General features: G+C 33.7%; 34 protein-coding genes and 2 tRNA genes. 1 reads left to right on the forward strand and 35 read right to left on the reverse strand.

What is annotated here, in order from left to right; all coding sequences use genetic code 11:
• Nucleotides 1-12: 12 nt before the first annotated feature.
• The 35 genes from ribB to carA all read right to left on the reverse strand — a co-directional run bounded on the left by ribB (nt 13) and on the right by carA (nt 19,470).
• Nucleotides 13-657, reverse strand: a complete 645-nt coding sequence (gene ribB, locus OOL01_RS06770; protein ID WP_007302560.1) for a 3,4-dihydroxy-2-butanone-4-phosphate synthase — start codon at nt 655-657, stop codon at nt 13-15.
• Nucleotides 658-660: 3 nt separating this feature from the next.
• Nucleotides 661-1,155 carry a transcription elongation factor GreA gene (greA, locus tag OOL01_RS06775; RefSeq protein ID WP_007302559.1) on the reverse strand — a complete coding sequence of 165 codons (495 nt, stop codon included), beginning with the start codon at nt 1,153-1,155 and terminating at the stop codon, nt 661-663.
• Nucleotides 1,156-1,164: 9 nt separating this feature from the next.
• Nucleotides 1,165-2,706 carry a F0F1 ATP synthase subunit alpha gene (gene atpA / locus OOL01_RS06780; protein WP_007302558.1) on the reverse strand — a complete coding sequence of 514 codons (1,542 nt, stop codon included), beginning with the start codon at nt 2,704-2,706 and terminating at the stop codon, nt 1,165-1,167.
• Nucleotides 2,703-3,251 (reverse strand): ATP synthase F1 subunit delta, encoded by a 549-nt coding sequence (gene atpH, locus OOL01_RS06785; RefSeq protein ID WP_007302557.1) that lies wholly within the window; start codon nt 3,249-3,251, stop codon nt 2,703-2,705. Before atpH ends, atpA begins: the two co-directional genes overlap by 4 nt.
• Nucleotides 3,252-3,289: 38 nt before the next feature.
• Complete coding sequence (locus tag OOL01_RS06790; protein ID WP_010404733.1) at nt 3,290-3,643, reverse strand: YraN family protein; 354 nt, start codon at nt 3,641-3,643, stop codon at nt 3,290-3,292.
• An 11-nt stretch (nt 3,644-3,654) separates the two neighbouring features.
• Nucleotides 3,655-4,083: a 50S ribosomal protein L17 gene (gene rplQ, locus OOL01_RS06795; protein WP_010404731.1), complete on the reverse strand. Its 429-nt coding sequence runs from the start codon at nt 4,081-4,083 to the stop codon at nt 3,655-3,657.
• A 7-nt stretch (nt 4,084-4,090) separates the two neighbouring features.
• Nucleotides 4,091-5,158, reverse strand: coding sequence for a DNA-directed RNA polymerase subunit alpha (locus tag OOL01_RS06800; RefSeq protein ID WP_264375913.1), 1,068 nt, complete (start codon nt 5,156-5,158; stop codon nt 4,091-4,093).
• A 20-nt stretch (nt 5,159-5,178) separates the two neighbouring features.
• Nucleotides 5,179-5,565 carry a 30S ribosomal protein S11 gene (gene rpsK, locus OOL01_RS06805; protein WP_006012273.1) on the reverse strand — a complete coding sequence of 129 codons (387 nt, stop codon included), beginning with the start codon at nt 5,563-5,565 and terminating at the stop codon, nt 5,179-5,181.
• 24 nt (nt 5,566-5,589) lie between these two features.
• Nucleotides 5,590-5,958 (reverse strand): 30S ribosomal protein S13, encoded by a 369-nt coding sequence (gene rpsM, locus OOL01_RS06810; RefSeq protein WP_006012270.1) that lies wholly within the window; start codon nt 5,956-5,958, stop codon nt 5,590-5,592.
• 59 nt (nt 5,959-6,017) lie between these two features.
• Nucleotides 6,018-6,659: an adenylate kinase family protein gene (locus OOL01_RS06815; protein WP_052265056.1), complete on the reverse strand. Its 642-nt coding sequence runs from the start codon at nt 6,657-6,659 to the stop codon at nt 6,018-6,020.
• Nucleotides 6,656-7,984, reverse strand: a complete 1,329-nt coding sequence (gene secY / locus OOL01_RS06820) for a preprotein translocase subunit SecY (RefSeq protein WP_010404717.1) — start codon at nt 7,982-7,984, stop codon at nt 6,656-6,658. Before secY ends, OOL01_RS06815 begins: the two co-directional genes overlap by 4 nt.
• A 3-nt stretch (nt 7,985-7,987) precedes the next feature.
• On the reverse strand, nt 7,988-8,458 hold the full coding sequence (gene rplO, locus OOL01_RS06825; RefSeq protein WP_006012263.1) for a 50S ribosomal protein L15: 471 nt from the start codon (nt 8,456-8,458) through the stop codon (nt 7,988-7,990).
• A 3-nt stretch (nt 8,459-8,461) separates the two neighbouring features.
• A complete protein-coding gene (rpsE, locus tag OOL01_RS06830; RefSeq protein WP_010404712.1) occupies nt 8,462-8,974 on the reverse strand; it encodes a 30S ribosomal protein S5 in 513 nt (170 codons plus the stop codon).
• 12 nt (nt 8,975-8,986) lie between these two features.
• Nucleotides 8,987-9,358, reverse strand: a complete 372-nt coding sequence (rplR, locus tag OOL01_RS06835) for a 50S ribosomal protein L18 (RefSeq protein ID WP_052265059.1) — start codon at nt 9,356-9,358, stop codon at nt 8,987-8,989.
• Nucleotides 9,359-9,363: 5 nt separating this feature from the next.
• Nucleotides 9,364-9,909 (reverse strand): 50S ribosomal protein L6, encoded by a 546-nt coding sequence (gene rplF / locus OOL01_RS06840; RefSeq protein WP_010404706.1) that lies wholly within the window; start codon nt 9,907-9,909, stop codon nt 9,364-9,366.
• A 16-nt stretch (nt 9,910-9,925) separates the two neighbouring features.
• Nucleotides 9,926-10,321: a 30S ribosomal protein S8 gene (rpsH, locus tag OOL01_RS06845; protein ID WP_007302546.1), complete on the reverse strand. Its 396-nt coding sequence runs from the start codon at nt 10,319-10,321 to the stop codon at nt 9,926-9,928.
• Nucleotides 10,322-10,343: 22 nt separating this feature from the next.
• Nucleotides 10,344-10,652 carry a 30S ribosomal protein S14 gene (gene rpsN, locus OOL01_RS06850; protein WP_007302545.1) on the reverse strand — a complete coding sequence of 103 codons (309 nt, stop codon included), beginning with the start codon at nt 10,650-10,652 and terminating at the stop codon, nt 10,344-10,346.
• A gap of 12 nt (nt 10,653-10,664) precedes the next feature.
• A complete protein-coding gene (gene rplE / locus OOL01_RS06855; RefSeq protein ID WP_264374629.1) occupies nt 10,665-11,201 on the reverse strand; it encodes a 50S ribosomal protein L5 in 537 nt (178 codons plus the stop codon).
• 6 nt (nt 11,202-11,207) lie between these two features.
• Complete coding sequence (gene rplX, locus OOL01_RS06860) at nt 11,208-11,522, reverse strand: 50S ribosomal protein L24 (protein WP_406718418.1); 315 nt, start codon at nt 11,520-11,522, stop codon at nt 11,208-11,210.
• A complete protein-coding gene (gene rplN, locus OOL01_RS06865; RefSeq protein ID WP_264686656.1) occupies nt 11,522-11,881 on the reverse strand; it encodes a 50S ribosomal protein L14 in 360 nt (119 codons plus the stop codon). The genes rplX and rplN overlap by 1 nt, the downstream gene beginning before the upstream one ends.
• A gap of 18 nt (nt 11,882-11,899) precedes the next feature.
• A complete protein-coding gene (gene rpsQ / locus OOL01_RS06870; RefSeq protein ID WP_010404696.1) occupies nt 11,900-12,130 on the reverse strand; it encodes a 30S ribosomal protein S17 in 231 nt (76 codons plus the stop codon).
• Complete coding sequence (gene rpmC, locus OOL01_RS06875) at nt 12,123-12,326, reverse strand: 50S ribosomal protein L29 (RefSeq protein WP_007302540.1); 204 nt, start codon at nt 12,324-12,326, stop codon at nt 12,123-12,125. The genes rpsQ and rpmC overlap by 8 nt, the downstream gene beginning before the upstream one ends.
• An 11-nt stretch (nt 12,327-12,337) precedes the next feature.
• Complete coding sequence (gene rplP / locus OOL01_RS06880) at nt 12,338-12,751, reverse strand: 50S ribosomal protein L16 (protein WP_006012233.1); 414 nt, start codon at nt 12,749-12,751, stop codon at nt 12,338-12,340.
• An 11-nt stretch (nt 12,752-12,762) separates the two neighbouring features.
• A complete protein-coding gene (gene rpsC / locus OOL01_RS06885) occupies nt 12,763-13,383 on the reverse strand; it encodes a 30S ribosomal protein S3 (protein ID WP_007302538.1) in 621 nt (206 codons plus the stop codon).
• Between the two features lie 39 nt (nt 13,384-13,422).
• Nucleotides 13,423-13,773 carry a 50S ribosomal protein L22 gene (rplV, locus tag OOL01_RS06890; RefSeq protein ID WP_007302537.1) on the reverse strand — a complete coding sequence of 117 codons (351 nt, stop codon included), beginning with the start codon at nt 13,771-13,773 and terminating at the stop codon, nt 13,423-13,425.
• Nucleotides 13,774-13,782: 9 nt separating this feature from the next.
• Nucleotides 13,783-14,067, reverse strand: coding sequence for a 30S ribosomal protein S19 (gene rpsS / locus OOL01_RS06895; protein ID WP_264686657.1), 285 nt, complete (start codon nt 14,065-14,067; stop codon nt 13,783-13,785).
• 3 nt (nt 14,068-14,070) lie between these two features.
• Nucleotides 14,071-14,895, reverse strand: coding sequence for a 50S ribosomal protein L2 (gene rplB / locus OOL01_RS06900; protein WP_264686658.1), 825 nt, complete (start codon nt 14,893-14,895; stop codon nt 14,071-14,073).
• A gap of 1 nt (nt 14,896) precedes the next feature.
• Entirely contained in the window at nt 14,897-15,184 is a 288-nt protein-coding gene (locus OOL01_RS06905) for a 50S ribosomal protein L23 (RefSeq protein WP_264686659.1), read from the reverse strand.
• Nucleotides 15,181-15,795 carry a 50S ribosomal protein L4 gene (rplD, locus tag OOL01_RS06910; RefSeq protein WP_006012216.1) on the reverse strand — a complete coding sequence of 205 codons (615 nt, stop codon included), beginning with the start codon at nt 15,793-15,795 and terminating at the stop codon, nt 15,181-15,183. The genes OOL01_RS06905 and rplD overlap by 4 nt, the downstream gene beginning before the upstream one ends.
• 2 nt (nt 15,796-15,797) lie before the next feature.
• Nucleotides 15,798-16,520, reverse strand: coding sequence for a 50S ribosomal protein L3 (gene rplC, locus OOL01_RS06915; protein ID WP_264686660.1), 723 nt, complete (start codon nt 16,518-16,520; stop codon nt 15,798-15,800).
• A 9-nt stretch (nt 16,521-16,529) separates the two neighbouring features.
• Nucleotides 16,530-16,850: a 30S ribosomal protein S10 gene (gene rpsJ / locus OOL01_RS06920; protein ID WP_012482004.1), complete on the reverse strand. Its 321-nt coding sequence runs from the start codon at nt 16,848-16,850 to the stop codon at nt 16,530-16,532.
• 14 nt (nt 16,851-16,864) lie between these two features.
• Nucleotides 16,865-18,037, reverse strand: coding sequence for an elongation factor Tu (tuf, locus tag OOL01_RS06925; protein WP_264686636.1), 1,173 nt, complete (start codon nt 18,035-18,037; stop codon nt 16,865-16,867).
• A 78-nt stretch (nt 18,038-18,115) separates the two neighbouring features.
• Nucleotides 18,116-18,186: transfer RNA gene (locus OOL01_RS06930), tRNA-Gly, on the reverse strand.
• A 4-nt stretch (nt 18,187-18,190) separates the two neighbouring features.
• A tRNA-Tyr gene (locus tag OOL01_RS06935) sits at nt 18,191-18,272 on the reverse strand.
• A gap of 109 nt (nt 18,273-18,381) precedes the next feature.
• On the reverse strand, nt 18,382-19,470 hold the full coding sequence (carA, locus tag OOL01_RS06940; protein ID WP_264686661.1) for a glutamine-hydrolyzing carbamoyl-phosphate synthase small subunit: 1,089 nt from the start codon (nt 19,468-19,470) through the stop codon (nt 18,382-18,384).
• A 289-nt stretch (nt 19,471-19,759) separates the two neighbouring features.
• Here carA and OOL01_RS06945 point away from each other — a divergent pair, with 289 nt between their 5' ends.
• Nucleotides 19,760-20,389 (forward strand): SDR family NAD(P)-dependent oxidoreductase, encoded by a 630-nt coding sequence (locus tag OOL01_RS06945; protein WP_264686662.1) that lies wholly within the window; start codon nt 19,760-19,762, stop codon nt 20,387-20,389.
• Nucleotides 20,390-20,427: the final 38 nt, after the last annotated feature.

Raw genomic sequence — 20,427 nt, forward strand, 5'->3', positions numbered from 1 at the left:
AATCTATAAACGCTAGTTTAAATTTTGAACGTAACTGATAAGTTTATCAATGGTAGTTAACTTAATATTATGTTGTTCAGCAAATTCAAGCAACTGGGGTAAGCGCATCATAGAGCCATCATCATTCACTAATTCACAAATAACTGCAGAATGATTACATCCCACTAACTTAGCTATCTCAACACTTGCTTCAGTATGACCAGCACGTTGCTCTACTCCACCCTCATGTGCAATCACAGGAAAAATATGACCGGGAGTTATAATGTCATCCTGAGTTCTATTTTTATCAATAGCAACATGTATAGTTTTTGTTCTATCCTCAGCTGAAACACCCGTAGTAATACCATAACGTGCATCAATTGATGTAGTAAAAGCAGTATGATTTTCACCAACATTTTTTTTTTCCATGAAACTAAGGCCTAACCTTTTCATGTGAACTTTAGTCATTGCTAAACAAACAATCCCTGTACCGTATCTAACCATAAAAGCCACATGTTCTGGCTCTAATTTCTCAGCTAATACAATCAGATCACCTTCATTCTCTCTGTTTTCATCGTCAACTAAAATGAATAATTTACCAGAACTAGCATCCCTCAATACATCTTCCACAGAAGAAATACCGGGTAGACTAATTGAAGGATAAGTTACTTGTACCATGATTTACTTAAACTCAATCTTAACTATTTTATACAATTTCTCTCCATTTGGCACTATCACTTCCACATACTCACCAACTTTTTTGCCAATTAAAGCACTACCGAGTGGTGAATCCGTAGAGATCAACTGCTTTGAAGCATCAGCTTCATACCCACCTACAATCTTATAAACATATTCTATTTCACTGTTATCATCACCGAGCATGCTTACCGTAACAGTTGCACCAAACATTACTGTATCACCAGACAAATTTTTTACTTCTATCACTTCTGCATGTGAAAGTTTACTCTCTACCTCAATTATGCGGCCTTCAATAAAACTTAATCTTTCCCGTGCTGCATGATATTCTGCATTTTCAGATAAATCGCCTTGATCACGAGCATCAGAAATAGCCTGTATGATAGAAGGTTTTTCTTCCTTTAATTTCTCAAGTTCAACTTGCATACTCTCAAAACCTTCCCTTGTAATAGGAAACTTGTTAACAATGGATGAAGTCATAATCACCGCCTAAACGCAATTAAATTGAGTGACAAAATCACTCACAATACCAAGAATATCATCTTTTATATCATCATTCATGTCACCTGACAACTTTTTTAAAACTCCAGGGTGAACAGTTTGAAAATAATTGATAAGATCACACTCGAACCTATTGATGTTGCTCACCTGTACCTTATTTAATTGACCATACAGATTAGAAAAGATATACATAAGCAATACTTGCTCTTCTATTTGCATAGGTGAATACTGTTTTTGCTTTAATAATTCAATAAGGTATTTACCTTTGTTTAAGGACAATTGAACAGTAGCATCAAGATCAGAACCAAATTTAGCAAAGTCTTCCAGTTCTCTATATTGGGCCAAACTCAGCTTTATAGAACCAGCAACTTTTTTCACAGATTTCAATTGTGCAGCAGAGCCAACCCGAGAAACCGATAAACCTATATTCACTGCAGGGCGAAATCCTTTGTGAAACAATTCAGACTCAAGAAAAATTTGTCCATCTGTAATTGAAATCACATTAGTTGGAACATATGCAGATACATCGCCAGCCTGAGTCTCAATAATCGGCAAAGCAGTCAAAGATCCCTGTCCTTTTTCATCAGACATTTTGGCAGCTCTTTCAAGCAAGCGAGAGTGTACATAGAATATATCTCCAGGATAAGCTTCACGACCAGGAGGACGTCTGAGCAATAAGGACATCTGCCTATATGCCACAGCATGCTTAGATAAATCATCATATACCACCAAGCAATGCATTCCATTATCACGGAAAAATTCTCCAATAGTGCAACCGGTATAAGGTGCTAAAAATTGCATAGGCGCGCAGTCAGATGCGCTAGCCACAACTACGGTTGTATACTCTAATGCTCCACTTTCTTTTAGCTTATTCACCACTTTTGCTACTGTCGAAATTTTTTGTCCAATAGCAACATAAACACAGTAAATTTTTTGATTTTCGTTTACCTCATCGTTAATCTTCTTCTGATTGATAATAGTATCAATCGCAATAGTGGTTTTACCAATTTGTCTATCGCCAATAATTAATTCACGTTGCCCTCTACCTATAGGAATCAACAAATCTATAATTTTAATTCCTGTCTGCAGAGGTTCATGCACAGATTTACGGTCAATAATACCTGGCGCTTTAGATTCTATATACATTTTGTTCTTGGCTCTAATTTCTCCGCCATCGTCTATAGGATCGCCTAATGCATTTACAACTCTCCCTAATAATTCATGACCTACAGGCACCTGTACAACATCACCACTACATTTTACAACGTCCCCTTCTTTTACATCACGGTCATTGCCAAGCACAACTATTCCAGCTGTATCATGATCTAAATCAAGAACTATTCCTTCTACACCGCTTGCAAAAGATACCTTTTCACCAAACTTTGCTTTTTCCAGCCCATAGACCAATGTGATACCATCCGTTACTGAAATTACTTCACCTATATTTTCTCGTTTTATAGGATTATCAAATGTCTCAACCTTCTCTTTTATTATGTTTACTACTTCAGAGGCATTTATGCTATTCTTCATATACAATTCCTTATTTTCAACATTTCCATTTTACTCAAATCAACCAATCTATCCAAATAACTCTTAAGCGAAGCATCAATCACGTTAAAACCATACCTAACTACAAAGCCACCTAGTATAGAAGGATCAACCACATGACTGACTTTTATTATTTTACCAAGAAAGTTCAAAGATTCAGTAATTATTTTTATATCAGGTTTCTTTAAAATCTCTGCTGATTTTATAGTAATTTCCAATTCATTTTCACTTTCCCTTACAAGATTTAAGAATTTTTCTAATATAAGGATTAATAAACGGGAGCGCTTGTTTGCAAGTGTAACCATAATAAATTTGACTAAGTTTTCACTCAAGTTCTCCTTTATAGAAAGTATCGCTTCTTTTTTGTGCAAAAGAGAAACCATAGGATGAGATAGATACACAAAAACATCTTGATCTTTAAAAAAAGCTAACAAAAATTCTACTTCTTTTCTTATAATACCTAATCTGCTTCCTGAGACATGAAACAGTGCTCTAGCATAAGATGAAACTAAATTATTGTTTTTCATATTCAATTACCTGTTCTAGTAAATCTAAATTATTTTAGCTACCATTGTTCAATCCAAGCATTTTTTATATAAATAGGTCTTCTCCTTAAGGAAAGAAAACATAAATCATATCTGACTGAATAATCTAAAAAATCAAGATTTTTACTTAAGAAATATTTAGAAGAATTTATAATAGACTGACACTGAAAATGAGATATCGGTACTTCTTTTCCAAATAAACTTGTTTTAACTTCTATAAAAATCAGCTCCCTTTTTTTAGATACAATTAAGTCAATTTCACCCAACTTACAACGGAAGCGACGTTTTATAACATTATAGAATTTCAGCTTTAAATATATCGAAACTAACAATTCTCCAAAGTAACCTACAAAATAGCGTAACCTACTTACCATAAAAAGAATAATTAGCTTTGTGTAACTACTTTGCTTCCTTTTTTATTTTTACTATAAATCTCACCTTTTGCTGAAATATCTCTATCAACTAGCTCTATCACTGCCATTGGAGCGCAATCACCCTTTCGAGTACCAAATTTTATTATTCTAGAATATCCACCTTTACGGTCTTGATAACGATTAGCTAGAACGCTTAATAATTTATCAACTACTAACTTACTATTATGAAGACGTGAAAGCAAAAGCCTTCTACCATGTAAAGAATCGTTATTCTTAGCAATTGTAATAAACTTTTCCACATATGGACGAAGTGCTTTAGCCTTTGGTAAAGTAGTTACAATCTGCTCATGATTAATTAACGAGATAGATAGATTCTTTAACATTGATAACCTATGCTCGGTACAACGAGACAGTTTATTTTTCTTTATTCCATGTTTCATATACTACCTAATCCTCATCAGTATGTTGTTTAGCCAGTTCATCTATATCCTTAGGCGGCCAATTTGGTATATTCATACCCAAAGACAAACCTGAATTATTTAAAATTGCCTTGATTTCATTCAAAGACTTTCGGCCAAAATTAGCAGTTCTTAACATTTCAACTTCCGTCTTTTGCACAAGATCACCTATATAAGTGATATTTTCATTTTTCAGACAGTTATGAGATCTAACAGATAATTCCATTTCATCTACTTTACGCAATAGAACAGGATCATAGCCCAAATCTTTAGCACCACTAGACAAAGAAACCTGCGATTTTTTATAACTCATATCAGAACTAATAAAAGGCTGAAATTGCTCCTGTAATATTCTTGCAGCATAGTCAACAGCTTGACTTGGAGAGATTGTACCATCAGTTTCAATTGACAATATTAGCTTATCTTTATCAGTAACTTGACCAACACGACTATTCTCTACTCTATACGAAACCCTCTCGACAGGACTATATAAAGCATTAACTGGAATAAAACCAATTAAATCTTGTTCATTCATAAGCTTTAAAAATTCATTTTCTTTATATTTATTTACAGGAAGATAACCTTTTCCGCTAGCAACATATATAGTAATGTTAAGCTCCACATCTTGACCTAGTGTACATATCACCAAATCTTTATTAACAATAGAGCATTGGTCATCAGTTTCTATCATTCCAGCTAATACTTGACAAGGCCCTTTAGCGCTCAAATTTAAGCACTTATTAGACGTGTTATTTAGCTTACATCTCAACATGCCCATATTTAATGCTATATCAGTTATGTCTTCCCTAACTCCTTGGATCGAAGTAAATTCATGATTCACGCCTTCAATTTTTATTCCATAAACAGCACTACCGCGAAGAGAAGACAACATTACACGCCTTAATGCATGACCCAACGTTAAAGCAAAACCACTTTCCAAAGGTTCTAGAACTATATCACCTTTTTTACTTGAATCACCTGATATTACCTTAATCGCATTAGGCTTAGTTAATCTATCTAAATTTCCACAGAAAGAGACATTATCACTATAATACATACAAAAACCTTCCAAATATCCTATACTCTTCTTTTTTTCCTTAGTCTACACCCATTATGAGGTATCGCCGTTTTATCTGCAATTGAAGTGACAGTCAATCCACAATTCCTAAGTGCTTTAACTGCAGCTTCTGCACCAAAACCAGGACCACGAATTATTACAGAAACAACCTTCATACCAAATCTCTCTATTACTTTCTTCGCAGCAGAATCGGCAACCTTACCTGCAGCATAAGGTGTAGATTTTCTCGAACCAGAAAAACCACATGCACCAACAGAAGTCTGGTAAAGCGTATTACCACAAACATCAGTCACATTTACAAAAGTATTATTAAAAGTTGCACGAATATGGACAATACCAGTAATAAACCTTTTTGTATTCTTACCAACCGTTTTAACTTTTTTCATAAAAACTCACGATAATAACAAATTTTATTTTTTTCCAGCAATAGGCAATTTAGATCTGCCTTTACGAGTTTTAGCATTAGTATGGGTTCTTTGTCCCCTCACAGGCAAACCTTTTCTATGCCTTAATCCTCTATAGCAACCGATTTCCATTAAAGATTTTATATCCATAGCCACTTTTTTTCTGAGCTCACCCTCTATGACATATTTTTGCCTAATAAAACTACTAATTTTCTCTATATCTTCATCTTGTAATTCTGAAACACGCTTACGCTCATCAATTTTACAGCTACGACAAATTATATTCGCAGTAGTAATACCTATACCATGTATATAAGTTAATGCAAAAGGAATACACTTCTTCACCGGAACATTTATGCCTGCAATACGTGCCACTGATACCTCGATACTTTATTAATAATAACTCTTAATTTATACCATAAAACAACTTATAGTCAAATCAAATTACAAGAAATTTTACTTTCAATCTCTTGCATTACTCTATCAACACTCAAATTAGCGTTAATTGTTAACAACTTGTCCTTATAATACTCGCGCAAACCCTCTATCTGAGAATGATATTCTCTTATCCTCTTATTAATTGCAAGCATATTAGCATCATCAATTCTCTTCTCCAATCTCGTACTTTTACATTTAGCACAAGTAGTATTCTTAAAAGAAGATATACTATATATACTTTTACAATCCAAACAAGTAAGACGATCTTTTAATCTATCAATTGCAATATTATCGTCAAGCTGCAACTCAATTACAAGATCAACATCCCTATTGCATCTTTTTTGCAAAACTTGAGTTAAAAAATGAGCTTGATTTAAATTTCTTGGAAAACCATCTAACAAAAAATCACCATCTATTAATGCAAGCTGGTCACACAATAATTTACATATAACTTCATCTTGAATTAAATTACCAGATTCAACAGTATCCTTTATTCCTTTACCTAATTTACTCCCACTAGATATAATATTCCTTAATAAATCTCCTACTGAAACTAATTTAAAATTATACTTTGCTATTAACAAACTGGACTGAGTACCCTTACCAGAGCCAGGAGGACCAAAAATTGTAATAATCACTTTAGTCTCCTTGTTTTAGACTCATATTTCTTTATCCAACTATCGTACCTATTTGAAAAAACATAAGATTGTACTTGCATAATAGTATCAGTAATAACGTTAACTATAATCAGCAAGCTCGTCCCACCAAAAATAAATGGTATATCATAATGATACCTCATAATTTCAGGTATAGTACATATTACCACCAAATACGCAGACCCAATAAATGTTAATTTAAAAACTATATCTTGAAGATAATCAGAAGTATGTTTTCCAGGCCCTCTACCAGGAATAAAACCACCATTTTTCCTAAGAAAATCAGCATTTTCCTCTGGATTAAATATAAAATTGGTATAGAAAAAATTAAAAAGTACTATGAGTATTAAGTAAGTTATAATGTACATCACTTTATTTGCCATAAAGTAGTTTAAAATAAAATCAGCAATGGCATGACCTTTATAGAAATTTGCAATTGAAATAGGTGTTAATAGAATTGCGTTAGCAAAAATAGTTGGTATTACACCAGATAAATTGATCTTCAATGGAATGTAAGTAAAATCATCATTATGTAATTTTTTAAACTGTTTTTTGGGATATTGAACAATTACCTTTCTATAAGAAGATTCTGTAAAAATGACTAAAAGGAGCAGTAAAAAAAACAATGCTATAACAAAAAGGGTAATGAAAAACGACATACTACCATTTTTATTTAATGTTAGCAGAGATGATAAAGCATTATGTAATTCAGATGTTATGCCAGTAAAAATGATTAATGAGATACCATTGCCTATACCGCTCACACTGATCCGCTCACCAAGCCATATTAAAAATATAGTTCCACCTAAAAGGCTAAAGACACCTATAGTACGAAACATAATACCAGGTTCAACTACAACTAATACCCCTTCCCTATTCATTCTTTCTAACCCTATTAAGATCGTAATTGATTGAAAGATACAAAACACTATAGTCATATAGCGTATATAAGAGTTCATCTTTCGACGTCCTAACTCTCCTTCATTTTTAATTTCATTGATTCCTTTAACGGCAGAAGATAATAATTGCATAACTATGGATGCAACTATGTATGGCATAACGTTTAACGCCAAGATCGTCATTCTAGCTAAAGCGCCACCAGAAAATAAATTAAATACTCCAAAAACACCAGAACTCTCTTTTGGAAATATATCATTGATTATATCAAGATTAACTCCAGGAATAGGAACATAAGTGCCTAAACGATAACAAACTAAAGCCATTAGCGTAAAAAATATACGCTTTAGTAAATCACTTTTATATAACAACGTAGAATCCAAACTATTAAATGCAAATTTACTGCTCATGATTTACGATAGTATTTCTACACTACCACCAACTGAAGCTACAGATCTTTTTGCAGCTTCTGATGCAAAATCAACATGAAACACAAATTTTTCGCTTAATTTACCCTTATTAAGAAGTTTGATTTTACTTTTAACAGATCTGATAAAACCTAATTTATGCAGTAGCTCCTTATCTATGATAGAATCCTTGACTATTTTTTTAGCTTCCATTAAGCACTGTACATCACCAACATTAAATATAGAGTATAAGTTTTTGCGTATAGGCTTAAAACCTCTTTTAGGTAAACGAGTATATATAGACTGCTGTCCACCTTCAAAACCATTTATAGAAACGCCACTTCTCGCTTTTTGCCCTTTATGCCCCCTACCAGATGTTTTACCTTTACCACAACCAATACCTCTACCTAATAATTTAGGCTTCTTTTTCTTAGATAATTTGGTAAACACAGAATTTAATTTTACAGCATCATTCATACTTTACCTATTTCCAACTATCTCACTAATCTTTTTACCCCTCTTACCTGCCACTTGGCGAGGAGATAACATAACATCAAAAGCCTTAAATACTGCACATATAATATTATGGGGATCATTTGATCTAGTAGACTTAGCGACCACATCCTTTATACCTAATACCTCAAAAACCGACCTCATTGCTCCACCAGCAATAATACCTGTTCCAGTTCTTGCAGCTCTTAAAACTATCTCACCAGAACAAAATTTAGCTTTAATATCATGATGTAAAGTTCTACCTTCACGTAAGTACACCCTAATCATCGACTTCTTTGCAGCATTTACAGCTTTCACTCTTGCTTCAGCAACCTCTGCGTGTTTACCTATTCCACATCCTACCCTACCCTTACCATCACCAACAACAACCAAAGTTGAAAATGAAAATCTTCTACCACCTTTAGTAACCGTTGTTACCCTTCGCACTGAAACCAAAAGTTCTGATAAATCATTATTATTTTGTAAATTCTTTACAGCCATATTTAAAACCTTCTAAAATTTAAATCCAGAGCTTCTTAAAGCCTCAGCAAATTGAGAAATCAATCCTGTATACTTATATGCTCCCCGATCAAAGACGAACCGCTGCTGCAATTTTGTACTAGGCAGACGCTCAATCAATAAAGAAGAAACCTGTTTTATAGTTTCAGCATTGACCCTACCTTTACATACATTCCTAATTTTATCATCCAAAGTAGAAGCAGAAGCTAGGGTTATTCCTTTTGCATCGTTAATCAACTGAACGTAAAAATGTTTATTAGACTTAAATACGGATATACGTAAACGTCCAGCGCTCTTATCGAGCTTCGCTCTATTACGAAGTTTCCTTTTTTCATAGCTACTTAAAAAATTATACAATCTTTTCATTTTAATTACTTCTTTTTATTTACAACCTTACGCAGCATAAATTTGCCTTTTATTACAATACCCTTACCTTTATAAGGATCATATTTTCTAATTTTGCATATATCAGAAGCCACCATATAGACTTTTTGCTTATCCATACCGCGAATCACTAAATGAGTTGGCTTTATACACTTAATCTCAACGTCTTTAGGCACTTTATACTTAATATTATGACTATAACCAAGATATAAAGTCAAATACTTATCATCACATTCTGCTTTATACCCCACACCATTAATCTCAAGATCAACAGAAAAATCATTAACCATACCGTTAATCATGTTATTAATATTACTTCTATAAGTGCCCCATATAGATTTTATTTTATCATAATCATCCCTGCCTTGATCAACAGAAAGTAACAATTGATTATCAACTATCTGACACAGAATGCCACTACACAAGTTCAGCTCTTTTTCTGCCCTAACACTTCTTATTAATACCCTACCATCATTATATTCAACTGAAAGATCAGCAGGAATATTGATAGGTGCGGCACCTATACGAGACATACATTTCTCCTATCATTTAAAATACACGACACAAAACTTCTCCACCAACTTTTAATCTACGTGCATTATAATCGGTCATCACTCCTTTCGGTGTAGATATAATAAAAATTCCAAGACCATTATATGCTTTAGAAATGTCCTTACACTTAGAATAATAACGACAACCGGGCTTTGATACCCTAGCTATATCATTAATCACAGGTGATTTATCATAATACTTCAACTGCACAACAAGCGAAGGGATACTATCACTCTCTTGCTTTTCATAATTAAGAATATACCCTTCCTCTTTTAAGATCTTCAATATAGAAGAATTCACTTTAGAGAATAGGACTCTTGTTTCCCTATGCATTGCCAATTGAGCATTACGTATTCTTGTTAAAAAATCACCAATACCATCAGATAACGACACTATTACACTCCTTATATCACATTTACCAACTAGATTTTGTAACCCCTGGAACTTGTCCAAAAGAACACAAATCACGTAAAACAATCCTACATAAACCAAATTTTCTATATACTCCTCTCGGCCTACCAGTTAAAGCGCATCTATTCCTAATTCTGATTTTAGAAGAATCTCTAGGCAATTTTTTAATCAGCTTACTTTGAGCTGCAAACCTTTTTGCAATAGATAAATCCTTATTATTCATTATAGATTTTAATTCTTCCCTTCTCTCCCTATACTGATCGCATAACTTTATTCTACGAAGATTCTTCTGTATCATGGATTTTTTTGCCATATATATTTTCTCTCAATTATCAAAAAAAGGGAATTTAAGAGCCAGTAATAATTCCTTTGCTTCCTTATCACTAACTGCACTTGTTATAATATTAATATCCATACCTCTAATTTTACTTATTTTATCATAGTCTATTTCTAAAAATGATATATGCTCCTTGATACCAAGGGAAAAATTACCATGACCATCAAATTGCTTCACACTAAACCCTCTAAAATCTTTTTCCCTTGGCAAAGCAATATATATTAATCTTTCTAAGAATTCATACATTTTATTTCTACGCAAAGTCACTTTACAACCTACAGTTGCACCTTTTCTAATTTTGAAACCAGAAATAGATTTTTTTGCAAAGGTTAACACAGGCTTTTGCCCAGCAATCAAATGTAGATTATCAAATGGCTCATTTATCGCTTTATTGTCCGTAGCAGCATCTCCAACGCCCATATTGATACACACCTTGACAAGTTTAGGCACTTGCATTACATTGCCGTAATTAAACTTATCCTTTAAGGATTTTACTATATTATCTTTATACAATTGTTTAAACATATCAACCTAATCTATCACTTCTCCAGAAACTTTTGCAAAACGCACTTTTCTACCATCTATAATCTTAAATCCTACTTTAGTTGGAGTTTTACACTTAGGATCCAATATTGCAACATTGGATACATCAATAGCTAACTCTTTATTCAATATACCACCACTACCAGCTCTTGGTTTAGTATGTCTCTTACACACATTTACGCCAGAAACAACTACTTTCTTTTTAGCATCACGTATTATAACTTTGATTACCTTACCAATTTTTCTCTTATCTTTACCAGTTAAAACTATAATATCATCACCACTTTTTATTTTAGCACTCATTATAAAACCTCATCAGCTAATGACATTATTTTCATAAAAGAACCAGATAACAACTTTTTTACTGGACCAAACACCCGAGTGCCAAGTGGTTCACCTTGAGCATTAATTAAAACCACAGCATTGCTAGAAAAACGAATTACAGAACCATCAGATTTCTTAACACTATTTTTTACTCTAACAACAACTGCTTTATATACTTTTCCTTTTTCAACTTTACCTTTTGGGTTAATAGACTTAGTAGATATAATAATCGTATCACCTACAGATGCAGATTTCCTACCACCTAACAAGCCAATACAAAGCACTGCACGCGCACCAGAATTATCAGCTACTTCTAACAATGTATTTTTTTGAATCATATAAATACCTATTCCTTTTTAGCTATTGATAACAACCCATTTTTTAGTAACAGAAATAGGCTTATGTTCCTGTATTAAAACCCTATCTCCCTTTTTGCAACTATTATTCTCATCATGTGCTGTATACTTCTTGTATTTTTTAATAACTTTTTTATACAGCCTATCCTTATACACTTGTAACACCGAAACCTTTACAGTCTTATCAGACTCAGCATTAGTTACGACACCACAAAAAACCTTCTTAGGCATTTTTTCCCTCTCTCTTTCTTCTATTTAATACAGTTAGACTACGAGCTATGCTCTTTCTTATTAAGCTAAAACGCGAAAAATTGTTGCACTGGCCCAGCTTTTTTTGAAAAGCCAAATTAACAAATTCTTTCCTCAAATTCACAAGAAGTTCATGTAATCCTTGTGAAGATTCTGATTCAAATTTAACTATATCCATTGCAACTCCATTCAATTATGATTAGATATAAATTTACACTTCATAGGAAGCTTAGCAGTCGCTTTTTCAAGCGCCAATCTTGCTAAATGCATGGGAACATCACTACTAATTTCAAACAAAACCCTACCGGGCTTAGCTTTAAATACCCAAAATTCAACACTACCTTTCCCTTTACCCATACGTACATCTGCTGGCTTTTTACTAACCGGGGTATCAGGAAAAATTCTTATCCACACTTTACCAGAGCGTTTTAACGTTCTAGATATTACACGCCTTGCAGTTTCAATATGCTTAGACTGAACCTTACCTACTTCCATAGCTTTTAATCCATAATCTCCAAAAGACAGCGTGCTACCACCCTTAGCATTACCCTTAATTCTCCCCTTAAATACCTTTTTATATTTACTCTTTTTGGGAACAAACATTTCAATATACCTTAACTACCAACATAAACCCAAACTTTAACTCCTATAATACCACATATAGTCTTCGCTTCACAAAAAGCATAATCTATATTAGCACGCAAAGTGTGTAAAGGCAAACGACCTTCTTTGTACCATTCAGTACGAGCTATTTCAGCTCCGCCAAGACGCCCAGAGCAACTTACTTTAATACCCTCAGCACCCATCTTCAAACAATTTTGAATAGCTTTTTTCATCGCTCTTCTACATGAAATCCTTTTTTCTAGCTGATGTGTAATACTCCTTGATATTAAAACTGCATCTATTTCAGACTTTTTAACTCCTACTACATTCACTTCGACACTACTTTCTACTTTTTTAGCTATTTTTTGCTTTATCTTCTCAACATCCAAACCTTTCTTACCTATTATAACCCCAGGTTTAGAAGAATGTATTATTACAGACACTAAAGTAACTGTACGCTCTACAGTTACTTTAGAAATACCAGCATGCTTAAAGGATTCATTTATATAACTGCGAATAAATAGATCTTGATGCAATTTCTGTTTATAATCGTCCGTAGCACACCAAACAGAATCCCAGGTATTACTATTTATTTGCAATCTAAATACTTTAGGATTAACCTTCTGTCCCATATTTTTACACTTTCCTTATTAATTTTCCATTTCTATAAATCATACAATTTCTTTCAATTTTATAGTTATATTACTATAAAATTTGCTCATTCTATTAGCCCTACCCATAGCTTTTGGATATACTCTACGCAAAGTAAGTGACTTACCTATTAAAATTTCCTTTATATATAAATTATCAACGTTCAATCCATAATTATTTTGAGCATTAGCAATTGCAGAATTCAACACCTTCATTATAAAACCGGCAGCCTTTTTTTCACAAAATCTTAATTGTACATTAGCAAAAGAAACTTTTTTATTACGCACTAAATCAGCAACCAAATTTAATTTGCGAGGAGTTGATCTTAAAACCTTAGAACCAGCCTCAACTATTATATCCCTATTTTTCATATCAATTGCCTACCTTCTTGCTGCCTTTTTATCACCACCATGCCCAGTAAATTTACGAGTAGGTGAAAATTCACCGAATTTATGACCTATCATATTCTGATTATCAACACTAACAGGAATGTAATCTTTACCATTATAAACAGCAAATTTTAAACCCAAACAATTAGGAAGAATTACAGAAGCCCTGGAATGAATTTTTATCACCTTATTAATAGAACCCTCTTTTAAAGCTCTCTGAACTAATCTTAGTACAGATGGGTGTAAAAAAGGTGGTTTCCATACAGATCTACTCATAAATTAACCTTTCAATTTTTTTATATACTTATCACTAGATTTATTTTTTTTCCTAGTTTTTTTTCCTTTTGTTGCAACACCCCAAGGAGTAACAGGATGACGACCGCCAGAAGTTTTTCCCTCTCCACCTCCATGAGGATGGTCAACCGGATTCATTGCAACTCCACGTACAGTAGGTCTAATCCCAAGCCACCTACTTCTCCCAGCTTTACCCAACTTTCTATTCTTATGGTCAGGGTTAGATACTACACCAATAGTAGCCTTGCAAGAAGATAAAATCAACCTAATTTGACCAGACCTGAGTCGTAATAAAACATATTGGCCATCACGACCAACGATTTGTGCATAACAACCAGCAGCTCTAGCAATCGCAGCACCATTACCTGGCTTCAGCTCAACATTATGAACGAAAGAACCAACAGGTATATGCTTGAGTAGTAAACAATTCCCTGGCAAAATATCAGCATCATCTCCAGCTGTCACAACATCACCAGGCTTCATACCTTGAGGAGCTAATATATAAGATTTAGTATCATCTTCCTTATATGATATTAATGCTAAAAACCCACTTCTATTTGGATCATACTCTATTTTCTCAACTATACCCTGATCACTTCTATTACGTTTGAAATCTATAACTCTATACTTCTTCTTGTGACCACCACCTCTATGACGAGTTGTAATTCTACCATGATTATTTCTTCCACCACTGGATTTTTTACCAAATACAAGAGACTTCTCCGGCTTATCTTTTGATAAACCAACTTTACTTATTAATATAGTCCCACGAGAAGACGGAGTAACAGGATTAAAAAATTTCATACCCATATTAAACGCTCATTATATCTAATTTTTGACCATCCATCAAAGAAAAATAAACCTTTTTTCTCTGTTTTTTACAACCAACCACACCCCTGAAACGTCTATATTTAGGTTTAACTCTAATAACATTTATAGAAGAAGTTCTGACATTAAATAAAGACTCTATTGCCGATTTTATTTGACGCTTATTTACATTTACAGAAACATACAAAGAGTATTTATTAAACTTCTCTCTTAAAAGAGAAGCCTTTTCTGTGATTACAGGAGATTTTATTATATTATTATATTTAATCATAACAATCTACCTTCAAGATGCTTTAAAGTGTCTTTTGTTAACATCACGCATTCATGATTCAATATATCAAAAACATTTAACCCAATAGGTTTGATTAAATCTACATAATGCAAATTTTTAGCAGCACGTAACAAATCATCTCCATAATCACCAACTATTAAAAAAGAAGAAAATTTAAAATTTTTAATATATTCACACATTTTAGATGTTTTCTTCACATCAACATTCAAACTATCAAGAACAATAACTTGATTATTTAAATATTTTAGAGATAAAGCAATTTTCAAACCAAATTTACGTACTTTTTTATTAAGAGAATAAGCATGACTCCTCACAACAGGACCAAAAATAATTCCACCACCTCTAAACTGAGGAGATCGCAAGCTCCCCTGTCTCGCCCTACCGGTACGTTTTTGACCATACGGCTTAGCTGTTGTACCAGAAACATCACTGATACCCTTTGTTTTATGAGCACCAACTCTTCTCTTTGCTAATTGCCATCTCACTATATCATGCAAAATACTCAATTTTTGCTTGGCAGAAAATATCAAGGGATTAAGCTCAACACTACCTACATTATTATTAGATAGATCAACTAATTCACATTCCATAACTAACTCACCAAATTATTAGCATCATCACTCATATTCAACAGCAGACCTGCTGGAAAAGGAACATCTTTATGTAAAGGCTTTTTAACTGCATCTCTCACAAAAACATAAGAGTTTTTAAACCCAGGAACATTATTACCCTTTACAGCAATTATGCTATTTTCATAATCAATGGATAATATTTTCATATTCTGTACAGTTACTCTGCTATTACCTAAATGACCAGCCATTTTCTTCCCCTTGAATACTCTACCAGGATCTTGACATTGACCAGTAGAACCTTGTGATCTATGAGCAATAGAAACGCCATGAGATGCCCTAAGCCCACTGAAGTTATGCCGCTTCATCACACCAGCAAACCCTTTACCTAAAGAATAACCCGCAATGTCAAGATATTGACCAACTACAAAATGATTAACCCCCACCTTTTTACCACATTCTATTCCGAATAGATCAGTTAATCTACTTTCGTATAATTTACATTTACTATTTATACCCTTTTTCTTTAAATATTCCAACTGAGGTTTTACTATTTTTTTTAAATCTCCTGTGCCTAAAATGACTGAATTGTAGCCACATTTATCTTGTCCTTTTATATCGATAATATAAGTTTCGCTGAGATGCAATAAGGTTACAGCCATGCGACTATTATCAAAATACATAGCAGTATGGCCAACATTCGTCATTAACAAACCAATTCTCCTAAGCGAATTTATTCTCTTCATTTCCTTTTCCTAAATATTAACTTCCTTAACCTTTAAATCCACTTCTACACCAGCAGAAAAAGATAAATCTGCAAGCATCTTCATCATAGTAGAAGTAGGATTATGCACAATAATTAACCGCTTAGAAATTCTCATTTCAAATTGCTCACGAGATTTTTTATCAACATGAGGAGACCTATTAACAGTAAATTTAGAATCTTTTCTTGGCAACGCAATCGGACCAGATAAATCTGCATTAAACTGCTTTAATTGATCAATAAACTCGCGAATACACTTTTCCAACAAAGAACAATCGAAAGCTTTGATTCTAATATATATATCTTGCTTCATCTTAGTTATTATACTCATTCTAAAATTTCCGAAACAACGCCAGAACCAACAGTTCTACCACCTTCTCTTATCGCAAAACGTAATCCTTTATCCATTGCTATTGGTACTTGCAACTCCACTTCTATACTTACATTGTCCCCTGGCATTACCATCTCCTTTCCATCTAGCAATTTTATGCTCCCAGTTACATCCGTTGTCCTTAAATAAAACTGTGGCTGATAATTTCCAAAAAATGGTGTATGCCTTCCTCCTTCTTCTTTCTTCAATATATACACCTCCGCATTAAATTTCTTATGCGGGGTTATTGTCCCTGGTTTTGCCAATACTTGCCCTCTCTCCACTTCTTCTCTCTTTGTTCCTCTTAGTAGTATTCCTACATTGAGTCCTGCACTTCCCTTATCTAGCAACTTCTTAAACATCTCAACACCAGTACATGTCGTCTTTTGCGTCGCTTTCAGACCTATTATCTCTATATCATCCCCTGTCTTTATCTCCCCCTTCTCTATTCTTCCTGTTACTACCGTCCCTCGGCCCGATATTGAAAATACATCTTCTATTGGCAACAAAAACGGCAAATCTACAGGCCTTGGAGGTACTGCCACATACTCATCTAACTTCTCCATCAATTTATCTATTGATTTCTTTCCATACTCACTATTATCATCCTCTAATGCTTTTAACGCAGACCCAACTATCACAGGCACTTCATCACCTGGAAATCCATACTTACTCAGCAACTCTCTCACTTCCATTTCTACCAAATCTATCATATCAGCATCAGCAACATCAGCTTTATTTATATATACCACGATATATCCAACACCCACCTGTTTTGCCAGCAATATATGCTCTCTCGTTTGTGGCATCGGCCCATCAACCCCTGACACTACCAATATCGCTGCATCCATCTGTGCTGCACCTACTATCATATTCTTTACATAATCAGCATGTCCAGGGCAATCAACGTGTGCATAGTGTCTCTTTTCTGTTTGATATTCAACATGCGCTGTTGCTATTGTTATACCTCTCTTTCTCTCTTCTGGCGCTTTATCTATTTGATCATATGCTACAAAATTACCATAATGCTTTGTTATCGCCGCTGTTAACGTTGTCTTCCCATGATCCACATGTCCTATCGTTCCCACGTTTACATGCGGCTTTCCAAATGCTTCTACTATCGCTGTCATAATCTTAACTCTTCTACCTAAAATACAAATACATCAATAAATAATATGTTGATTTCATATAAATACAACAAAAAAAAGAGCGGATAGTGGGAATCGAACCCACGTCACTAGCTTGGAAGGCTAGAGCTCTACCATTGAGCTATACCCGCACAATGGAGGAGGTAGGATTCGAACCTACGTACGCAATGCGGACAGATTTACAGTCTGTTACCTTTAACCACTCGGTCACTCCTCCACAAAAATCTGTTAAGAGAACACTACCTTAACTTAAGTTTTATTATTCCTAATATTAAACATCCAAATCCAAAAGATCAAGTAATAAAAGCTAATCTAACTGATTTCAGTTAGATTTTACTTTTATATAATAAAATATTGTCAATAAAACGCCCAAATAAATAATGTGAATCATGTGTACCTGGCGCTTCTTCTGGATGGTATTGAGTAGAAAAGACTGGGTAATCCTTCATCATTATCCCCTCTACACTATTATCAAATAGAGAAATATGAGTAACTTCAACGTTACTTGGAAGAGAAGCTGAATCAACAACAAAACCATGATTTTGGCTAGTTATCTCAACTTTTTTACTCTCCAGATCATAAACTGGATGATTACTCCCTCGATGACCAATATCCATCTTGACAGTCTTTGCTCCCAAAGTAACTGCAAGTAATTGATGGCCCAGGCATATTCCAAAAACTGGTATTTTAGATTTCACAATAATTTCTATTTCTGAAGTTACACTCTCTCCTATCTCTTGTGGATCACCAGGGCCATTTGAAAGCACTATACCATCTGGATTCATGCTTAATATTTTGTGAGCAAAACCTGTATCTGGTTTGACTAATTCAACCGTACAATCAAGTTCTACTAAGCGTGAGATTATACTATTTTTTACACCGAAATCAACAATTACAACCCTATATTTTGCATTAAGAGCGCTTTGAAAGTTATTACTTAAACTGACTTTCTTAGTTATTTCTATTCCATTTACAGATTTGTATTTCTTCAATTCATCTAATATATGTGCCTCACTTGACGGACATATCATTCCATTTTGAGATCCATGTTTTCTCAAATATGTCGTCAAAGCTCTAGTATCAATTCCCGATATCCCAACTACATTATTTTTCTCCAACCAATCATTTAAACTAATATATGAAGAAGAGTGAGACATAGGAGAAAGTTCACGCATAACCACACCACTTGCAAAAATTTTCTCTCCTTCATTATCTTTATGATTTATTCCAACATTACCAATATGAGGAAAAGTGAACGCTATGATTTGATTAGTAAAAGAAGGATCGGTTATAGTATGTTGATACCCGGTCATACCAGTGGTAAAACAAACTTCACCTATACATTTGCCTCTTTTACCTACCGATTTTCCCAAAAAGCACTTGCCATCTTGTAAAACTAAAGCTGCATCCTGCATTTAATTCTCTCAACTCATTTAAAATATTATATAAGAATTTTAAATTACAAGTAAGCAAATACTAAACTTCCCTTTAAGTTTATATAAAATTCAAAATTATAAGTAGCTTTCTTTTTTTATTATTTAGCAAAATTATAGCAAACTTAACTTGTGTGAATAGGCAATAGTCATTACATTCATACTTCATGTTATATAAATTCACATGGATAGAAAAACTTGTCTCATTACAGGAGCATCATCTGTCATTGGAGAAAGTCTAGCACGGTTGCTCATTAAAGATGGATGATTTGTGGTTGGCATTGCAAGGCGCACTGAAAAACTGGAAAAATTAAAAGAAGAATTAGGTAGTAATTTTTTACCTATAACATGTGATGTAAGCAAAAGTGAAAATATTAAAAACTCGTCTGATTTTTTAAAAAAGCAAAATATTATACCAAATCTCTTTTTTCTTAATGCAGGATGTGGCGAAATAGAAGATAAGTTTCATACCAACATTCATAGAAAAACATTTGAAACCAATTATTTTGGAGTTATCAACTGGATTGAAGAATGGATTCATCATAATTCCTTGGCAACTTTTGCGGTTATATCTTCTCTTGTTGCTATGCATGCAACACCACATGCTTCTGCATACTGTGCCAGCAAAGCAGCACTAACAAGTTGTTTTCAATCACTAAAAATCCAATATGCTAACAGTAGCACAAAGTTTATCACCATAATGCCAGGGCCAGTAAAAACAGATATGTTTAAGTCTAATAAACCACTTCCCTTCATATGGGAGCCAGAAAAAGCTGCAGCATATATTTTAAAAAGTATATTTAAAGGAAAGAAAGTTATAGCGTTTCCAATTTTCTGGCGGTTATTTTTTCATATTTTACAAATTCTTCCCACTAAAATGACTGCAAGAATCTTACGATAATCACCAAATCTACCATCTTGTAAAGCTAAAGCTCTTCA

The organism is Wolbachia endosymbiont (group B) of Rhopobota naevana, assembly GCF_947250615.1.
Classification (GTDB): Bacteria; Pseudomonadota; Alphaproteobacteria; order Rickettsiales; family Anaplasmataceae; genus Wolbachia.